Source organism: Marinobacter sp. DSM 26671, from assembly GCF_900112835.1.
Lineage (GTDB): Bacteria > Pseudomonadota > Gammaproteobacteria > Pseudomonadales > Oleiphilaceae > Marinobacter > Marinobacter flavimaris.
Map to the genome: position 1 here is coordinate 147,138 of NZ_FONF01000002.1, position 16,637 is coordinate 163,774.

Sequence of the window (16,637 nt, forward strand, 5' to 3'; positions counted from 1 at the left end):
CCTCAGAACTGTTGCTTGGCCATCCAGGGGATGACGCGATCGAACGCCTCTTCCAGCTTCTCGCAGGTCGTGGAGAAACTGATCCGAACGGCGTTGGTGCATCCCTCGCCAAAGGCGTCACCGGGCACCATGCAGACGCCGGTTTCCTTCAGCATTCGCAAGGCCAGATCAGAGCCATCGACATGAGGTGGAAGGTCAGGGAAAGCAAAGAAGGCACCGCCAGGCTTGTAACCGGTCATGTAGGGGGTCTGATCGACCAGCTCGACCACCTTGTCCCGGCGCTCCCGGTAGATATCTACCATATCGCGAACGCACTGCTGGTCACCGGTCAGTGCTGCGACGCCGGCAAACTGGGACGGCGTGTTAGCCACGGAGGTGGTGAACATGTGGAAGCGACGCAGAGACTTGATGGCCGCCTGACTGGCAATCACCCAGCCAACCCGCAGACCCGCCATGCTGTAGGTTTTTGAAAAACTGCTGATGCACATGATGTTGTCCAGATCCATCGAGCAGTTCAGCACGCTGGCGAAGTCTTCGTCATCAAAGATCAGGTGGTCGTAGACTTCATCGGCATACACCTGAATTCCCCGATAGGCACATTCCTCCAGAATGGTCTCCACGGTGCTACGCGGGTAAACCGCCCCGGTCGGGTTGTTGGGGTTGTTCAGGATCAGCGCATAAGTCCTGGGCCCCATGGCCTTGATGACCTCATCCGGATCCAGCTGGTGATTATTCTCTGCCCGGGTCTGCACAAACTTTACTTCACCACCGTTCATGCGAATCAGGGGCGCATAGAGCAAAAACGACGGGTCCGTCACGATAAACTGCCGCCCGGGCGCAGAGGTGGCTGAAATAGCCAGGTACATGGCTTCTGTAGCGCCACTGGTGATCAGGATATTGTCCCGGGTCAGTTTCCGGTTGTAGCGCTTGCCGTAGTAGTCGCGCAGGGCAACCAGCAATTCAGGCAGGCCGGCATCCATGGTATAGCCGGTCTGCCCCGCGTTGAGCGCATCGATGTAGGCATCGATGACGTGCTTTGGGGTCGGCAGATCAGGCTGACCGATGGAAAGATGAATAACATCCTTCATGGTGGCCGCCATATTCACCATGCGACGGATACCCGGCACCGGGATCGCCTGCATGGCAGGGTTCCAACTGGCCTTGGTTTTCCGGTACTTCACTCTACGCGGTTTTTCCTGACCAGTTTCTTTGTTGGCGGCTTCTGCCATAAACACCTCCTGCAAACGGGGCAAATAAGATCTACCCCTGCAGGTTAGTCAGTATGGATGGCCTCTACAAGACAAAAAATCATATAGATGATGTACGTGAAAGTACCGCCATCAACGCTGTGAGTGGAAATTCCGGTGCCTCGCAAGTTGACCCGACAGAGCCTGCCGACCAGACTGTTATTACCCCTCGGGGCAACGACCAGTTCAACGAAGTCATTCATCAAAAAGGCGGAGGCTCAATGACTCAGCACAGCAAACCTGTTGTTACCGTTCTCACCGCGCCGGGAGAGCAGGAACCGCCGGGAATGGACGCAGTCAGGGCCCGCGCCGATGTGCGCTTTGCCTGTGACGAGCCAACCCTTCGCGACACCCTGCCGGGCACCGATATCATGATGGTGACGGACTTTCGCACGGAGGCCCTCGCGGCCGCCTGGCACACCGCAGACAAGCTCCAATGGATCCACGCCACCAGTGCCGGCGTCGATGCCCTGATGTTCCCGGATCTGATCAGGGGCGATGTAACCGTCACCAACGCGCGGGGCATTTTCGACCGTACCATTGCCGAATACGTGCTGTGCACCATCCTGATGTTCGCCAAGGATTTCCCGAATTCCATCCGGCTGCAAATGAAGCACCAGTGGAAACATCGGGACACAGAGCGGGCAGAGGGCAAGCAGGTTCTGGTTGTTGGCGCAGGTTCGATCGGCCGGCAGATCGGCCGCCTGGTCGGTGCCGCCGGTTTAAAAGCACACGGCATCGCCCGCAAGCCCAGGAAGGAGGACCCCGATTTTGTGGCGGTACACGGCAATGACGACCTTTACGAGCAGCTCGGGCATGCGGACTTTGTAGTGATTGCGGCGCCACTAACACCCCAGACCGAAGGCCTGTTTGACGAAAAAGCCTTCAAGGCCATGAAAAATTCTGCCCGTCTGATCAACATTGGACGTGGCCCGATCGTCAAAACCGATGACCTGATCACGGCCCTCGAAAATGGCGAAATTGCCGGCGCAGGACTCGATGTCTTCGAAGAGGAACCGCTGGCAGAAGATCATCCGCTCTGGGACATGGAGAATGTCACCATGACCGCCCATATGGCCGGCGACTTCATCGGCTGGAAACGTGCACTGACGGATCAGTTCCTGGAGAACTTCGACCGCTGGCACAAGGGTGACGAGCTGTTCAATTTGGTCGACAAGGAATTGGGTTACGCTGGCAGCAAATAACCGTGCCTGGCACTCATCCAAAAACAAAACGGGAGCCAAAAGGCTCCCGTTTTATATTCGAACCATCAAAACCAATCAGCTACCAGACAAGGACTGATCCGACGGATCAATCTCCATCTGCTGGATCGCAATCACCGCCTGAGTGCGGTTCCGCACCCCAAGCTTCCGGAACACCGCCGTGATATGGGCCTTGATGGTGGCTTCCGACACATCCAGATCATAGGCGATCTGTTTGTTCAGAAGCCCCTCGGCCAGCATACCCAGCACCCGGAACTGTTGAGGCGTCAGCGATGCCAGCTTCTCGGAAAAGTCGGTGGCATCTGAATGCATTCGCTCGATCTTGTCGGCCACTCCCTGCGGCAACCAGACGTCGCCTTCCAGAACCGCCTGAATCGCCTCGGTAATGGTTGGCAGCGGCGCCGACTTCGGTATGAAACCGGAAGCACCGTAGTCAATCGAGCGACGCATTACCTGCAATTCCTCGGATCCTGACACAACCACCACCGGCAGCCCCGGGTACTGGCCTCGCATGAAGACGAGCCCCGAGAAGCCGTGGGCACCCGGCATATTGAGATCCAGCAGAACCAGATCCGCATCCGGGTGCGACTCTACCGCCGCCTGCAGTGCCTTGATGCTGTCGACTTCCACCGTCTCGGCATCGGGCACCGCCTGACTGACCGCCTGCTTCAATGCTGCGCGAAACAGCGGGTGATCATCAGCGACGATAATTGTTTGTGCCATTCAACAGATTCCTTACAGGTACATGGCCTGGTAACACACAGGCGTTACTGGTTCGCACGACCGCTGATCAGGTCATCGACTACACCCGGATCTGCCAGCGTAGAGGTATCACCCAACTGGTCGTGCTCGTTAGCGGCAATCTTACGCAAAATACGCCGCATAATCTTGCCAGAACGCGTTTTAGGCAGTCCAGGTGCCCACTGGATCACATCTGGAGAGGCGATGGGGCCAATCTCCTTGCGCACCCACTGGACAAGCTCTTTCTTCAGCTCGTCAGAAGGTTCCTGTCCATGTACCAGGGTTACATAGACATAGATGCCCTGACCCTTGATGTCATGCGGATAGCCAACAACGGCAGCTTCTGCGACCTTCTCGTGGGAAACCAGGGCGCTTTCGACTTCGGCGGTACCCAGACGGTGACCTGACACGTTCAGAACATCGTCGACACGACCTGTGATCCAGTAGTAGCCGTCTTCATCGCGACGGGCGCCGTCACCGGTAAAGTACATGCCCTTGTAAGTGCTGAAATAGGTCTGAGCGAAACGCTCGTGATCCCCATAGATCGTCCGCATCTGGCCCGGCCAGCTGTCCAGGATGACGAGGTTACCCTCGGTCTTGCCCTCAAGGATGTTGCCGTCATTGTCTACCAGTGCCGGCTGAACACCGAAGAACGGCACCGTGGCTGAGCCGGGTTTCAGATCAATCGCGCCCGGCAGCGGGGAAATCAGGATGCCACCGGTTTCAGTCTGCCACCAGGTATCCACGATGGGGCACTTGCTGTTGCCGATAACCCGGTGGTACCACTCCCAGGCTTCGGGGTTGATCGGCTCGCCCACGGAGCCCAGCAGTTTCAGGCTTTCACGGGTAGTGCCGTTCATGCAGGACTCGCCTTCCGCCATCAGGGCACGAATTGCGGTCGGAGCGGTGTACAGGATGTTGACCTTGTGCTTGTCGACAACCTGCCCCATACGAGAACTGTCCGGATAGTTGGGCACACCCTCGAACAGAACGGTGATGGCACCGTTAGCCAGCGGGCCGTACAGGATATAGCTGTGGCCTGTGACCCAGCCGAAATCGGCAGTACACCAGTACACGTCGCCTTCATGATAATCGAACACGTACTCGTGGGTCATGGAGGCATAGACCATGTAGCCACCGGTGGTATGCAGAACGCCCTTGGGCGCACCAGTGGAACCCGAGGTATACAGCATGAACAGCGGATCTTCGGCGTTCATCGGCTCTGGCTGGCAGTCGGCAGAGGCGGACTTCATCAGGTCTTCGTAACGCTCGTCGCGGGCGTCATTCCAGGGCACTTCGGAATTGCCGGTCCGGGTAACAACCACCACCTTCTCGACATTGGCGGCATCTTCATTCTTCAGGGCCGCGTCCACGTTCTTCTTCAGCGGAATCTTGCGGCCGCCACGAACGCCTTCGTCAGCGGTGACTACGAAGCGGGATTTGCCGTTCACAATCCGGGCACCAAGCGCTTCCGGAGAAAAACCGCCGAACACCACGGAGTGAATCGCGCCGATACGTGCGCAGGCCAGCATGGCGACGGCTGTCTCAACAATCATCGGCATGTAAATGGTAACAACATCACCCTTCTTCACGCCCAGACCTTTAAGGACGTTGGCGAACTTGCTGGTTTCCTCGTGCAGTTCGCGATAGGTCACGTTGCGTGAATCGGCGGGATCATCGCCTTCAAAGATGATGGCTGTCTGGTCGCCGCGCTTTTCCAAATGACGGTCCAGGCAGTTGGCTGAGGCATTCAACTGGCCATCTTCGAACCATTTGATGGACAGATTGTTGTAATCGTAGGTCGTGTTTTTCACCTTGGTGTAAGGCTTGATCCACTCAAGGCGCTTGCCGTGCTCACCCCAGAAGGTATCCGGGTCTTCGACTGACTGACGATACATTTCTTCATACTGTTCCCGGTTCAGAAGGGCCTGTTTGGCCACTTCCGGGCTTACCGGATATACCTGTTTACCAGTCATTGTGCTCCCCCTTTAGTCAGAGTCTGTTGTCATTGTCGGTTTTGGAATTCAGACGTTGAGGCCTCTCCGGCCCTTTAGACGGATAGTGGTAGTTCACCATGCTAGCCACTACACAATGAATTAGACTAACGTCCTAATCCGCCTGAACTTTTAGCCCAAAAAGGTCGGTAACCCGCAAGAAAACAACGGTAAATTGCGCCGAACGAGAAGCTTTTTAAAGGATAGTTGGATTGGAGCCGATGGCAAACCCGGGAAGGAAACGACCACGCATAAAAAAGCCCGGTCGTTGCGACCGGGCTCCTGGGTTCACGCTGCCTTTTTTCGGGCCTTGGCAGAGCGCAGGCTGTAAACCTTGCGCTCCTTGAGGGCGTATCGGTTCAGGCCTGCCAGGTGGATCTTGCGCAGATAGACCGACCAGTCAATCTGGCGGGCATCTACCGGGAACAGCACCTTGTCCAGCTCACCCATCCTCGATGCCAGGGCCAGCAGATCATCATTCCGGAAGATATAGTCTGGCGCGGTGTAGAAACCGAAAATGGTCGCCAGCGAGCGTGTCGTGTCCAGATTCCGGAGCACTTTCAACTCGCGATTCTGGCCCAGCATGCGCAGAACCTTCCCGGTAATGCTCAGTGGAATGCGCACCCCACCTACGACGGCATCGAAAAGTCTGCGATTGACTGCAATGAAGGGTTTGGTCGGCTGTCGGTAGAACAGCTGATCGTATTCGGCGAAGTTGGCTTTGGATTCCGCCATAAGGTGGTCAATAAACTGCCCAAGGGAAACCGGGTTGGAGCTGCCACTGCAACACTGGTAAATCCGGTGACGTGGCGAATCAGCAACGGCTTCAGCCGCCGCCAGGATGATGGCATTGGCCACCAGATCCACGGGAATAACATCGATGACCCCAGCGCGTTTGCCAGGGAAGAGCGTAACCTTCTCGCGGGCATACGCAAGGATAATGGCATCCGCCACCTTCACGCCTTCAATCCAGCCTGGCGCGGGTTCCTCGAGTGCACTTTCAATAATGGATGGGCGCACAATGGTCAGTGCCCGCCCGGACAGGGCCTTGAGCAGGAGTTGCTCACCGAGCCACTTGGTAAAGGTATAGGTATCACTCCAGCCATAATGGTTGGCTTCACGGATGCCAAGGTCCACCAGCTTCTTTTCCAGTGCCTTGCCGGAGTATCGGGAACGCACGTCCGCTATCTTGTCCTCCAGCAGCCGGACAAGTTCTTCGATCTCATAGTAACCTTCAGTGCTCCGGGGTATGGCCTCACCTGCCGGCTTGATCACGGTCTCCGTGATCTGTCCGGAATTCATGCCGTTTACATAGCAGGTGGAAACCTGCAGCACCGCCAGCGACTTGTTCTGTCGCGCAAGCTCGGCCACGTTGTCGAGGCAACGGGTATTGATGGCAAGCGCTTTATCGAGCTCTTCCCGGAAGTTCACACTGGCTGCGGAGTTGACAACCACATCGATGCCGCCAGCCAGCTTTCGGAAACGGTCAGCGGACAGACCAAACAAAGGCTCGGTCACTTCCCCGGTTACGCAATGCACACGATCTTCAATAAAAGTTTCGAAAGCCTCGTTGTCGTCCTGGCGAAGACGATCGAAGACTGACGACGTGGCGATCTCCTCAAAAAAACGATCCCGCGCATCGGGGTGACGTTTGTTTCCACGGATCAGCAGATGAATGCCGCCTATGTCCGGAACGGCGCGAATGAGCTTTTCCAGAACCACCTTGCCGAGAAAGCCCGTGGTGCCGGTAATCAGAACGTGCTTGCCCCGGAGCCGCTCAAGTACTTTTGATGACGCCTCGGGATTCAGCTGCTGTGTTGCCATGGGAGAACTCCTTCTCATTTCAATTCGTTGTCGCCGCATACCCGCCAACCAGAGGAAAGTTTGCGAATCAGATTCGACAGATGTGCTGCATATTGCGGGCCACGATTCAGATTTATGCTCAATCCTTGCACAACTTCGGTGACAGAGCGGTGACACACAGCAAAGTTACGCTACAAAAAGTGTAAAAAAAATGACGGAAAAGAAGGTAGGTTTTTCTGCCTATCAGGAGCTGCTTTGGTCATTGCCGGAGAGAGATCGCAAGAGCTGATCCAGCGAGATATCTGCAGGCTGTTCCTTCAGTATGCGCACCAGGCGATCCTGCTCACCAAAGCTGATGCGATCGTAAAACGGCTCGCGGAGGACGGATTGGGGCGGCTCGGCAGGCTCCGCTTTATGTTCGAGGGGTGAAATCTGGTCCGCCAGCTCGCGAAGATGAATGGCCAGATGATTCTTTCGCTCGGGGCTGAGACTCTCCCACTGGAACGACCCGAGACCGGTTTGCACAATCTCGACGGCATCACTGTCCAGCGTGCTCCCCAGCAGTGCAAAAAGACGGGTAAATGCTTCATAACGCAGCATAGGATCGATCGGCCCCGCATTAAAAACAGACTCAATCTCACCCACGGCCTGCAGGCACCGATCTTTCAGGGTATCAGCCTCACTTTCGGTTTCGGGCTCCGGCTTGGTAACTGTTTTGAGCGGGCTCTCGGATCCTCGTTTGGACACCTTGTGCCAGTAGGCTGCAATACCAGCCTTTCGTCTCGGCAACTGGGACAGCCGCACATCAAGCATATCCGCGAGGGTATGAAACTGGCGGCAGGAAGGGTCTGAAACAGGCAGAAGCGCGACCGGCTTCTGGTTGAGAACCGACTGCCGAAGGGTCTCGTCCCGCCAGATACCACCCATATAGTGGAGCGAGATTCCCAGGTGGCGCTGGGCAGCGGCGTCCAGGCGCTGGAACACGGACCGTGCCTGACTGGCGCCCTGGGCCATATTCACCAGAATGCTCGGAATCCGGTTATAGCCCCTGCGCCGGAGAACCTTGATCAGCGAAAAGGCGTCGGTAAGGGACGCGGGGTCCGGGGTCACCACCATGCAGGCCAGCTCTGTCGCGGCAATCATATGCAGCCCGGCAGCCTGAAGCCCGGCAGCCGTGTCGGTAATGACGTAATCGTAGCGGTTTTCCAGGTTATACAGTGCCCGGAGTATGCGAAGGCTCTCCGTTGGCCCCATATCCATGCATTCCTGCACGCCGGAGGCCCCCGGAACAATATGCAGGCCGTAGTCGGTCTTCAAGATGATGTCCTCAAGACGACACTCTCCGGCCATCACATTGGCAAGGGTTTTTCTCGGATAAAGGCCAACCATAATGCTGACGTTGGCCAGATCGGTGTCGCCATCCAGCAACAGAACGCGGTTATCCTGCCTTGCGAGGGTGAGCGCAAGATTCAGGGCGACCGAGGTCTTGCCCACCCCACCCTTGCCACCCGTTATGGCGATGGTGCGAGGTTGGTTCGGATTGTGCTTGACAGGTTCTCTGGCGTTCATCACCGGCAATCTAGGTCCCTGATTTTTCGGTTTTCTGTATTTTAACCTGTAAAAATTCTACACATATCACGAATCAGATAATATATTGCTTAAAAAAAGAGCAATAAGTATTTAATAACGACGGATTATTGTCTAAGCTCTTTTCCGACAATAAGAATGAACGCTCCGTCAGTTAATGAATTGATTCGCCCCACGGCAGGTAAGCCTATGCACATTGCGCCTGATCTACAGCTACCGAGTCTTCCGGAAGTCACCTTGCGGGCGCTCGAGGCTTGCCATCAGGACGAGAGCTACCGGAAAATCAGCGAAATTGTGTCTGCCGATACCGCACTGGTAGCTCGTATCCTGGCACTGGCCAACTCCGCCCTGTACGGCCCTTCTACTCCGATCCGCTCCGTCGACCAGGCACTCCTGAGACTTGGCACCCGACGTTTTCACACGCTGGTCCTGACCGCAGCCCTGCGCCAACTGCTATTCGAGCTGGGCGGTGACGAATGGCAACAACTCAGAGATTTCTGGCGACACTCGCTGACCACCGCGTTGACCGCCCGGGCCCTGGCAACGCTGACCCGTTATCCGGAGCCTGACGAAGCCTTCATGTTGGGCATGCTTCACAACATTGGCGAGCTGATCGCTATTAAAACGCCAGCCACCGAGGCGAAGCAACACTATCTTGATCATCAGTCCGACATCGCAGCGGAACTCGTTGCCTCCTGGGGGCTGGGGCCAATGGCCGCCGATGCCATGCGCTACCAGCAGGCACTGCCCTCGGAGCTACGGGATGCCGGACATCTGGTGAAGCTGATCAGCCTGGCCACCCGACTGGCACTCTCCGATGCAGCCGGCATTGCAGCTGCAGGCACGGTATTCGGGCTGAACGAGGAGCTGACCCGGGAAATAAATCGCCGCATCGGCCACGAAGTCTCGGGTATGGCTGCATCGCTGGGGATTCCTCTGGACGAAAATTATTGCGGCGAGAGCGCCTCTCGACAGCTGAAACAGACAATTCTGCGCCAGGCCATGGCGAACCAGGCGATCAACCTTGCCGATCTGACCGGAGAAACCGAGGACATTCTCGCCGAGACGGTCAACAGTCTAACGCTGATCACCGGCCTGCCGGCGCTGTGCTTTGGGCACACAGGCGAAAACCTTGTGCTCCTGTCCGGGACCATTGGCGACATCCCTGACCTGGCGGTCACCGCCAAGCCCGGCGGCAGCGTCCTTACGGAAGCCTTTATTTCTGGCCTGCCAGTCAGCCTTGGTGATCGATCCCCAACAGTACTCGACCGACAGTTGCTGTCACTGCTCCATACGCCCTCCATACTTGCAGTACCGGTTAACAATGGCGGGGACTGCCCTGGTGTCTTCGCCCTGGGCACAGACAACGAGCATCTGCCAACAACCCTGGAACTGGCCGATATCTTCACGGCTCAGTTGGCATCGGTACTGGCAGACCGGGTGCCGGCCCAAACCGATGCCGAAGCCAGTACAGAGGGCCTGGATCAGGAGATCGCCCGCGACCGGCTGCGTAAACAGGTTCACGAAGTCAGCAACCCACTGACCATAATCCGACAGTATATTTACCAGCTGCGAGGCAGGCTTGAAGATGCGGGTGTCCAGCAGGAGCTGGACGTAATCCGGGATGAGCTGGATCGGGCGGGCAATCTTTTACTGCAAATGAGCCATACTGACACCGTGGATCAGGGCGATGACGGGGTTGAGCTCAATGCCGAACTGGAAAGTCTGGCTCGTATCCTTGAAGATAGTCTGTTCAGCTCAGATAGCCGCAGCCTTCGGTTATCGCTTTGCAGCGAGCCAACGCGGGTTGCGGCTGGCCCCACGAGGATTCGGCAGATTGTGATCAATCTGGTTCGAAATGCGGCGGAAAGCCTGGCGGATGATGGCGGCACGGTTGAAATACGGACGTCTTCGCCAGTGTGGCAGAACCACCGAACCTGGGTTGAGCTGGAAATCTCGGACACAGGCAGAGGAATACCCGGTGAGGTCAGGGACGCCCTGTTTTCACCGGTGAAAACCACAAAGGGAGAGGGCCACAGCGGTTTGGGCCTGAGCATTGTGAAACAGCTCGTTGATGACATGGAGGGCATCATTGCTTGTCGCACGGGGCAGGAAGGGACCACCTTCAGGATTCTGCTTCCAGCGGCCAGCCACAAAAAGAATGAGACCGACTGACGCAGAAACAACGGACACAGACCGATGGCACCTGAACATACTGATCAGCCTTTCAGTCACGGGTTAACGGCACGGATACTGGTAGCAGATGACGAACCCCGCCTGCTCAATACACTGGCTTCGCTGCTGCGTAGCCGGGGTTATGACGTTGCGGAAGCTCACGGGGGCCGAAAAGCCTGCGAGCTGATCGACCAGCAAACCTTCGACCTGGCCTTGCTGGATCTCCGGATGCCCGAGGTCACAGGTTTCGACGTTATGGCACACCTTGCCATCGGACAGCCGGATTGCGGCGTGATCGTGGTCAGCGGCGAAAGTTCGTTCAGTGCTGTGAGCCGAGCACTGCGGCGGGGCGCCCTGGACTACATCCGTAAACCCTTTGATCCTGAGGAACTGCTGGCCACCGTTGAGAGCGTGATCGGAAAAAAGTCACTCCTCGAAGCCCACGAGCATATCCAGATGCGGCTGGAGAAATCCGAGGCGCTGCATCGTTACATCGTTAACAGCTCTCCTGACATCGTGTTCATGCTTGATCAGGACGGTCACTTTTGCTTCGTGAACAGCAAGGTAGAAAGCCTGCTCGGATATAAGCCAGCGGAACTTTGCGGCCAGCATTTCCGCCACATTCTCGACGACCGGGACGTGACCCGCGGGACACTGGCCCTGAAGGGACCAAACATCACTGCAGATAACCCTCGAACCCTGGAAGTCCGCCTTAAAACCCGTGGCAGCCGGCGAGCAACCCGTCATTTCGAGATAACCGCTTTTCCCATCGATCCGCAAACCTGGCCGCACTCCGGTAACACGCAAGGAGGCGGCAGTGGCAACGGCGCCACCTATTATGGGACCGCTCGTGACGTTACCGAGAGGAAGGAAGCCGAGGCCTTCATCAATTTCCAGGCCTACCATGACCTTTTAACGCGATTGCCGAACCGTGCACTTTTCAAGGACCGACTTGAGCTGGCGATCACCCACGCCAACCGTGGTGGCCAGAAGCTGGCGGTTATGTTTCTGGACCTTGACCGTTTCAAGGTCATCAACGACACCCTCGGCCACGCGATGGGAGATCGGCTGTTGCAGGCAGTGACTCACCGGCTCGAGAAATGCCTGCGCAAGGGCGACACCCTTTCCCGGTTCGGTGGCGACGAATTTACCCTGCTCCTGCCCTCCATCCACAATCACGAAGACGCGAGACAGATCGCCAAGAAGCTGATTGATGCCCTGCGGGCACCGTTTCAACTGGGGGATCACGAAGTATTTGTAGGTGTCAGTATCGGCATCGCAATCTTCCCCGAGGCCGGCGAGACCATGGATCAGCTGATCCAGAACGCCGACATTGCCATGTACCACGTCAAAGGCAAGGGCAAGGACGGTTACCGCTTCTATTCCGACAGCATGAGTATCGATACGGCCAACAGGCTGAACCTCGAGCGGGATCTGCGTCAGGCCCTTGAACGGGACGAGTTGCGAGTGTTCTATCAGCCCCAGGTGTGCTCAACAACCAACCGGGTCGTGGGTCTTGAGGCCCTGGTTCGCTGGCAGCACCCGGAGCGGGGACTGCTTTACCCGAGAGACTTCCTGCCCCTGGCGGAGGAAACCAAACTGATAGGCCTGCTCAGTGAGCGTGTTCTCGACCAGGCCTGCCAGGATGTCGGCCGCTGGATCCGGGAGGGCCACACCCACCTCCGGTTGGCCGTCAACCTGTCCCCCATCCAGGTTGAGCATCCGCAGTTTGTAGAAACCCTGATGCAGCAGGTAAAGGCCCACAACTTCCCGGCCGGTAACCTGGAAATCGAAATCACTGAAAACGTGATCATGAACGATCTGGAACAGATCTCCCAGAAACTCCGGGAACTGGCAGCTTTGGATGTCCGGATCGCGATCGACGATTTCGGCACAGGCTATTCGTCACTGAATTACCTGCATCGCCTACCCATTCACACCCTCAAAGTCGACCAGTCTTTCGTGAAAGCCATCCGCAGTGGCGACGACGGTGCATGCATCGTAAACGCCATTGTCGCCATGGCCCATGGACTCAAGCTGGAGATCGTTGCAGAGGGCGTGGAAACCGACGAGCAACTGGATTATCTGCGGAGCCTGGGTTGCCACCAGGTCCAGGGTTTCTTCTACGGCCCTGCCAGGCCCGCCGCCGAGATTTCCAGAACTCTCGGATCCACCAGGGCCAAAGCTGCCTCATTCTGACATACGATTATCGATTGTCAGACACTCCGATATAAAAGCGCGATAGGGTTTGCAAAGTATTGCAGTACGTTACTTTATGTATCCTGAAATGCGCATTACTGCACATATTTCTCCCACCCTGTTCTCTAAGCTCGAATCCATAGGCGCTGATTACCGGAATGTCCGACATTCTCGGACCAATAACGACAAAAACGGTGACAGCATCCAAGGAACAAGAACAGGCAGCAGTCATCATGCGCGACAAGTACAAATACATCGGTCCCGTCTACGATTTTCTCAGCAATCTCTATAGCGGCAAGAATATTCACCGCTGCAAAACCGCCATGCTGGATGTGGAAACCGTCCGGCCCGGAGACAAGATTCTGTTTGCCGGAGTTGGCCATGGCCGGGACGCCATTCGGGCGGCCGAGCTAGGTGCAGACGTGACCGTGGTGGATTTGTCCGAAACCATGCTGCGGAAGTTTGCCGAAGCTCAGGAAAAAGAGGCGCCACACCTCACGATCCGACGCATCCACAGCGACATCATGAAAGTAGATGAGTTCGAGCAGTACGACATGGTCGTGGCCAATTTCTTCCTGAACGTGTTCGATGAAGACATGATGGTCCGGGTCCTCGAACATCTGATACGGCTGGGCAAAGCCGACGCCCGGGTCGTTGTTGGTGACTTTTCCTACCCCACTGGCAACCTGCTTTCCAGAATGTTCAAGAAGCTTTACTGGTACATGGCCGTCTTCATTTTCTGGCTGTTCGCCAACAATGCATTCCACAAAATCTACAACTATCCCGAGCACATGCAGCGGCTGGGCCTTCAGGTCACGGACAAGAAGCACTTCAAGCTTCTGAACATGAACTGCTACTGGTCCATTCTCGGACGCAAGCAGGCCTGAGCACTTTGCTAGAGATTCACCCAACAAAAACAATCAGGGAGCAGCAGCATGTCGGATCAGATACTCGCACTGGACAGGGTTGGCACACTTGAGAGCGGCTCATTCACGTTTACCGAGCGGGTCGGCTTCCTGAAGAAGTACGGTACCCATTCCCAGTCGTTTTCAACGCTCCAACCGGGCATGCAATATTTTGATGTACCGGGCATGGGGTATATCGCCTACATGCGCAAATGGGGCGGCACCTTCGTGCTCTCGGATCCCGTCTGTGCGCCGGAAGACTTTGGCAACCTGCTGGAGAGCTTCCACCAGCGCTTTCCAAACGCCAGTTACATCCAGGTCTCCAAGCCCGTCGTCGATTTCCTGCACCTGCGATTTGGTCTCTACGGCACCCAGTTTGGCAGCGAATCCCGTATCGATCTGGGCCGCTGGTCACTCAGCGGGAAGAAAAAACAGATCCTGCGAACCGCTTTGAACCAGGCAGAAAAAAACGGGATTACGGTGAAAGAGCGTTTCAGTGACGATCACACCCGTGAAATATCCGAGGCCTGGATTCGAACCCGCAAATGCAAGAGCAATGAAATCCGCTTTCTGATCCGTCCCATGGAAATGGACTATCGCGAAAACGAACGGCATTTCTACGCCTATCAGGACGACAAGGCCGTAGGGTTTATCTATTTTGACCCGATTTATCGCAACAACGAGATTATCAGCTACGTGCCCAATATCTCCCGGGCCAACGCCGATTTCCGACAGGGCATTTTCTATACCCTGATGGCTCATGCGATGGAGGTCTTCAAGGCGGAAGGCGTGCCTTATCTGGATCTCGGACTGATACCCCTGTCACTGGATCCTGCAACAGAGCATCAGGAGAGCAGGCTGTTGAAACGCCTGTTGCACGGGCTCTACGAGAAGGGCAATTTTCTATACAACTTCAAAGGCTTGGAGTTTACAAAGTCGCGCTTTAGGGGAGACAACTTCAAGACCTACTGTTGTCACAAACGGTCGATTCCGGCGCTGGAGTTTTTCGCCATGTTCAAGCTGACCCGGTTGCTGTAGCCCCCAGGGGCTCTCCAGGCCAGTGTTCGCTCACCCGTTTGGCCTCCAGCCCCAGGCCCGCCATGAAGGGCGCGATGCCCTTTGGTGCCGGCCCTGAAAACAGCGCAGCGCTCACAGGTTGTTTCCCTGCGCTGGCAACTGGGCCTTGAGCAACATCAAGCCGACCGGTCTGTTCCAACAGCCAGGCTACCCGTCGGGCAATGGCCTCACCCGAGTCCACCCAGAAACGAACCGTCGGCAGACTCGCCCTCAGACTCTCCAGTAACAGTGGATAGTGAGTGCAACCAAGCACCACGGTGTCCACACCGGCCTCTTTAAAAGGCCTCATGGCTTCGCTCAGCTCGGCAAGCGGAACCTCGATTCCGGAAACCAGGTCCTCTGCCCAGCGCACCAGCCCCGGATGGCCAATACGCTCAATCCTGCAATCGCCAGCGAATTCCTCGACCAGCCTGTCGAGATAAGGTCTGCGAACCGTTGCCGGTGTCGCCAGCAGCCCCATTCGCCGATTCACGGACTTTGCTGCCGCCGGTTTGATGGCCGGCACCACCCCCACAACCGGCACCGCCGTCATCGCACGTAAATGCGGCAGGACCACGGTACTGGCGGTATTGCAGGCCACCACGATGGCGTCTGACGGGTAGAGCTCAAGCGCTCTGGTGATCAGACCGCAACAACGGTCGATCACAACCGCCTCGGATTTGTCGCCATAGGGAAAGCCTGCGTTGTCTGCCAGATAGACGATCTCCAGTCCCGGCAGTTGCCGGTGAATGCAGGCCGCAACGCTCAGACCACCGACACCGGAGTCAAACACCAGAACCCTTGGAGGTGACTGCCTGCTCAAACCGGAATGCCTCCCCGGGAAATCTCGTGTTCCATGGCCCGGATCAATCGGCCAGAAATGGTGGTTTCCGGTGGTACCGGTGGCGTATCGCCCGGCAGGAACCAGTCGGCATCGGCAAGCTCGTCCTCCTGGAGAACCAGCTCGCCTCCGGCGTAATCGGCGAAGAAGCCGACCATGAGCTGATGGGGGAATGGCCAGGGTTGCGAGGCGTGGTAGCGGATGTTGGTGACGTCCAGCCCGGTCTCCTCTCTCACTTCACGGTGCACAGCGCCTTCCAGACTCTCACCCGGTTCAACAAAACCGGCGATGAGGCTGTAGAAGTGCCGTTTGACCCGCGAGGACTTCGCGAGCAGAAGCCGATCATCCCGGCGTATGACGACAATCACGCAGGGCGCCAGCCTCGGGTACCAGGGAATGCCACAGGGTTCGCACCACTTGGCCCGCTCACGCGGATGGAAACCGGTTTCCTCGCCGCAGCGGCCACAGAATCGGTGGTCGCGCCACCATTGCCAGACCTGAAAGCCGGTACTGAGCATATCCGCCGGCGCATCGCTAACCATCAAAAGCGCATCCCGCAGCGGTACAACCTCCTGATTACCGACGTCGGTGTCCGGCAGTTCGGTCACGAATACACCGCGCCCATTGTAACTGCCCAGAGATACGGAATCGGACAATTCGCCCCGGAAAAGGCTGCTGTCGCCGCTGTGCAGCCAGCCGTTATCGGGCTTGACCACACCCGATCCCGACAGCGCGAGGATCAGATCGCCGTTTTCCGGCCGGCGGGTCGTCCAGCCCGGTATCCACTGAGTCATTGCGATCACCATTCGATGCATCAACTGGGTTATTGGAAGATCAATCGGAAATGTACCACATTGCCGCACCGG

General features: G+C 56.8%; 12 protein-coding genes. 5 read left to right on the top strand and 7 right to left on the bottom strand.

Features of this window, described 5'->3' with window-relative positions; translation table 11 throughout:
• Positions 1 to 2: 2 nt before the first annotated feature.
• Entirely contained in the window at positions 3 to 1,229 is a 1,227-nt protein-coding gene (locus BM035_RS02815; protein WP_008176120.1) for a pyridoxal phosphate-dependent aminotransferase, read from the bottom strand.
• Between the two features lie 239 nt (positions 1,230 to 1,468).
• Here BM035_RS02815 and BM035_RS02820 point away from each other — a divergent pair, with 239 nt between their 5' ends.
• Complete coding sequence (locus BM035_RS02820; RefSeq protein ID WP_169702130.1) at positions 1,469 to 2,452, top strand: D-2-hydroxyacid dehydrogenase; 984 nt, start codon at positions 1,469 to 1,471, stop codon at positions 2,450 to 2,452.
• A 75-nt stretch (positions 2,453 to 2,527) separates the two neighbouring features.
• On the opposite strand, the gene BM035_RS02825 is transcribed toward BM035_RS02820, so the two are convergent.
• The 4 genes from BM035_RS02825 to BM035_RS02840 form a co-directional block, all read right to left on the bottom strand.
• Positions 2,528 to 3,193, bottom strand: coding sequence for a response regulator transcription factor (locus BM035_RS02825; protein WP_008176124.1), 666 nt, complete (start codon positions 3,191 to 3,193; stop codon positions 2,528 to 2,530).
• A 44-nt stretch (positions 3,194 to 3,237) separates the two neighbouring features.
• Positions 3,238 to 5,187 (bottom strand): acetate--CoA ligase, encoded by a 1,950-nt coding sequence (acs, locus tag BM035_RS02830; protein ID WP_053114647.1) that lies wholly within the window; start codon positions 5,185 to 5,187, stop codon positions 3,238 to 3,240.
• A 306-nt stretch (positions 5,188 to 5,493) separates the two neighbouring features.
• Positions 5,494 to 7,029 (bottom strand): fatty acyl-CoA reductase, encoded by a 1,536-nt coding sequence (locus BM035_RS02835; RefSeq protein ID WP_092030262.1) that lies wholly within the window; start codon positions 7,027 to 7,029, stop codon positions 5,494 to 5,496.
• Between the two features lie 222 nt (positions 7,030 to 7,251).
• Entirely contained in the window at positions 7,252 to 8,577 is a 1,326-nt protein-coding gene (locus BM035_RS02840; protein ID WP_092030381.1) for a MinD/ParA family ATP-binding protein, read from the bottom strand.
• Positions 8,578 to 8,784: 207 nt separating this feature from the next.
• On the opposite strand from BM035_RS02840, the gene BM035_RS02845 reads away from it, so the two are divergent.
• The 4 genes from BM035_RS02845 (at position 8,785) to BM035_RS02860 (ending at position 14,912) form a co-directional block, all read left to right on the top strand.
• Entirely contained in the window at positions 8,785 to 10,770 is a 1,986-nt protein-coding gene (locus BM035_RS02845; protein WP_092030264.1) for an HDOD domain-containing protein, read from the top strand.
• A gap of 24 nt (positions 10,771 to 10,794) precedes the next feature.
• Entirely contained in the window at positions 10,795 to 12,969 is a 2,175-nt protein-coding gene (locus BM035_RS02850) for an EAL domain-containing response regulator (RefSeq protein WP_092030265.1), read from the top strand.
• Between the two features lie 233 nt (positions 12,970 to 13,202).
• Entirely contained in the window at positions 13,203 to 13,856 is a 654-nt protein-coding gene (locus BM035_RS02855) for a class I SAM-dependent methyltransferase (protein ID WP_092030267.1), read from the top strand.
• A 48-nt stretch (positions 13,857 to 13,904) separates the two neighbouring features.
• Positions 13,905 to 14,912, top strand: coding sequence for a DUF2156 domain-containing protein (locus BM035_RS02860; protein ID WP_008176138.1), 1,008 nt, complete (start codon positions 13,905 to 13,907; stop codon positions 14,910 to 14,912).
• On the opposite strand, the gene murI is transcribed toward BM035_RS02860, so the two are convergent.
• Entirely contained in the window at positions 14,890 to 15,753 is an 864-nt protein-coding gene (murI, locus tag BM035_RS02865; RefSeq protein WP_008176140.1) for a glutamate racemase, read from the bottom strand. The two genes, BM035_RS02860 and murI, sit on opposite strands and share 23 nt — an antisense overlap.
• Entirely contained in the window at positions 15,750 to 16,565 is an 816-nt protein-coding gene (nudC, locus tag BM035_RS02870; RefSeq protein WP_092030269.1) for an NAD(+) diphosphatase, read from the bottom strand. Before nudC ends, murI begins: the two co-directional genes overlap by 4 nt.
• Between the last annotated feature and the right edge of the window lie 72 nt (positions 16,566 to 16,637).

What these genes read in the sequence shown, in the direction of transcription:
- BM035_RS02815 (WP_008176120.1), bottom strand. Translation starts at nt 1,229, where the DNA reads ATGGCAGAAGCCGCCAACAAAGAAACTGGTCAGGAAAAACCGCGTAGA.
- BM035_RS02820 (WP_169702130.1), top strand. Translation starts at nt 1,469, where the DNA reads ATGACTCAGCACAGCAAACCTGTTGTTACCGTTCTCACCGCGCCGGGA.
- BM035_RS02850 (WP_092030265.1), top strand. Translation starts at nt 10,795, where the DNA reads ATGGCACCTGAACATACTGATCAGCCTTTCAGTCACGGGTTAACGGCA.
- acs (WP_053114647.1), bottom strand. Translation starts at nt 5,187, where the DNA reads ATGACTGGTAAACAGGTATATCCGGTAAGCCCGGAAGTGGCCAAACAG.
- BM035_RS02855 (WP_092030267.1), top strand. Translation starts at nt 13,203, where the DNA reads ATGCGCGACAAGTACAAATACATCGGTCCCGTCTACGATTTTCTCAGC.
- BM035_RS02840 (WP_092030381.1), bottom strand. Translation starts at nt 8,577, where the DNA reads ATGAACGCCAGAGAACCTGTCAAGCACAATCCGAACCAACCTCGCACC.
- BM035_RS02835 (WP_092030262.1), bottom strand. Translation starts at nt 7,029, where the DNA reads ATGGCAACACAGCAGCTGAATCCCGAGGCGTCATCAAAAGTACTTGAG.
- BM035_RS02825 (WP_008176124.1), bottom strand. Translation starts at nt 3,193, where the DNA reads ATGGCACAAACAATTATCGTCGCTGATGATCACCCGCTGTTTCGCGCA.
- BM035_RS02845 (WP_092030264.1), top strand. Translation starts at nt 8,785, where the DNA reads ATGCACATTGCGCCTGATCTACAGCTACCGAGTCTTCCGGAAGTCACC.
- BM035_RS02860 (WP_008176138.1), top strand. Translation starts at nt 13,905, where the DNA reads ATGTCGGATCAGATACTCGCACTGGACAGGGTTGGCACACTTGAGAGC.
- nudC (WP_092030269.1), bottom strand. Translation starts at nt 16,565, where the DNA reads ATGACTCAGTGGATACCGGGCTGGACGACCCGCCGGCCGGAAAACGGC.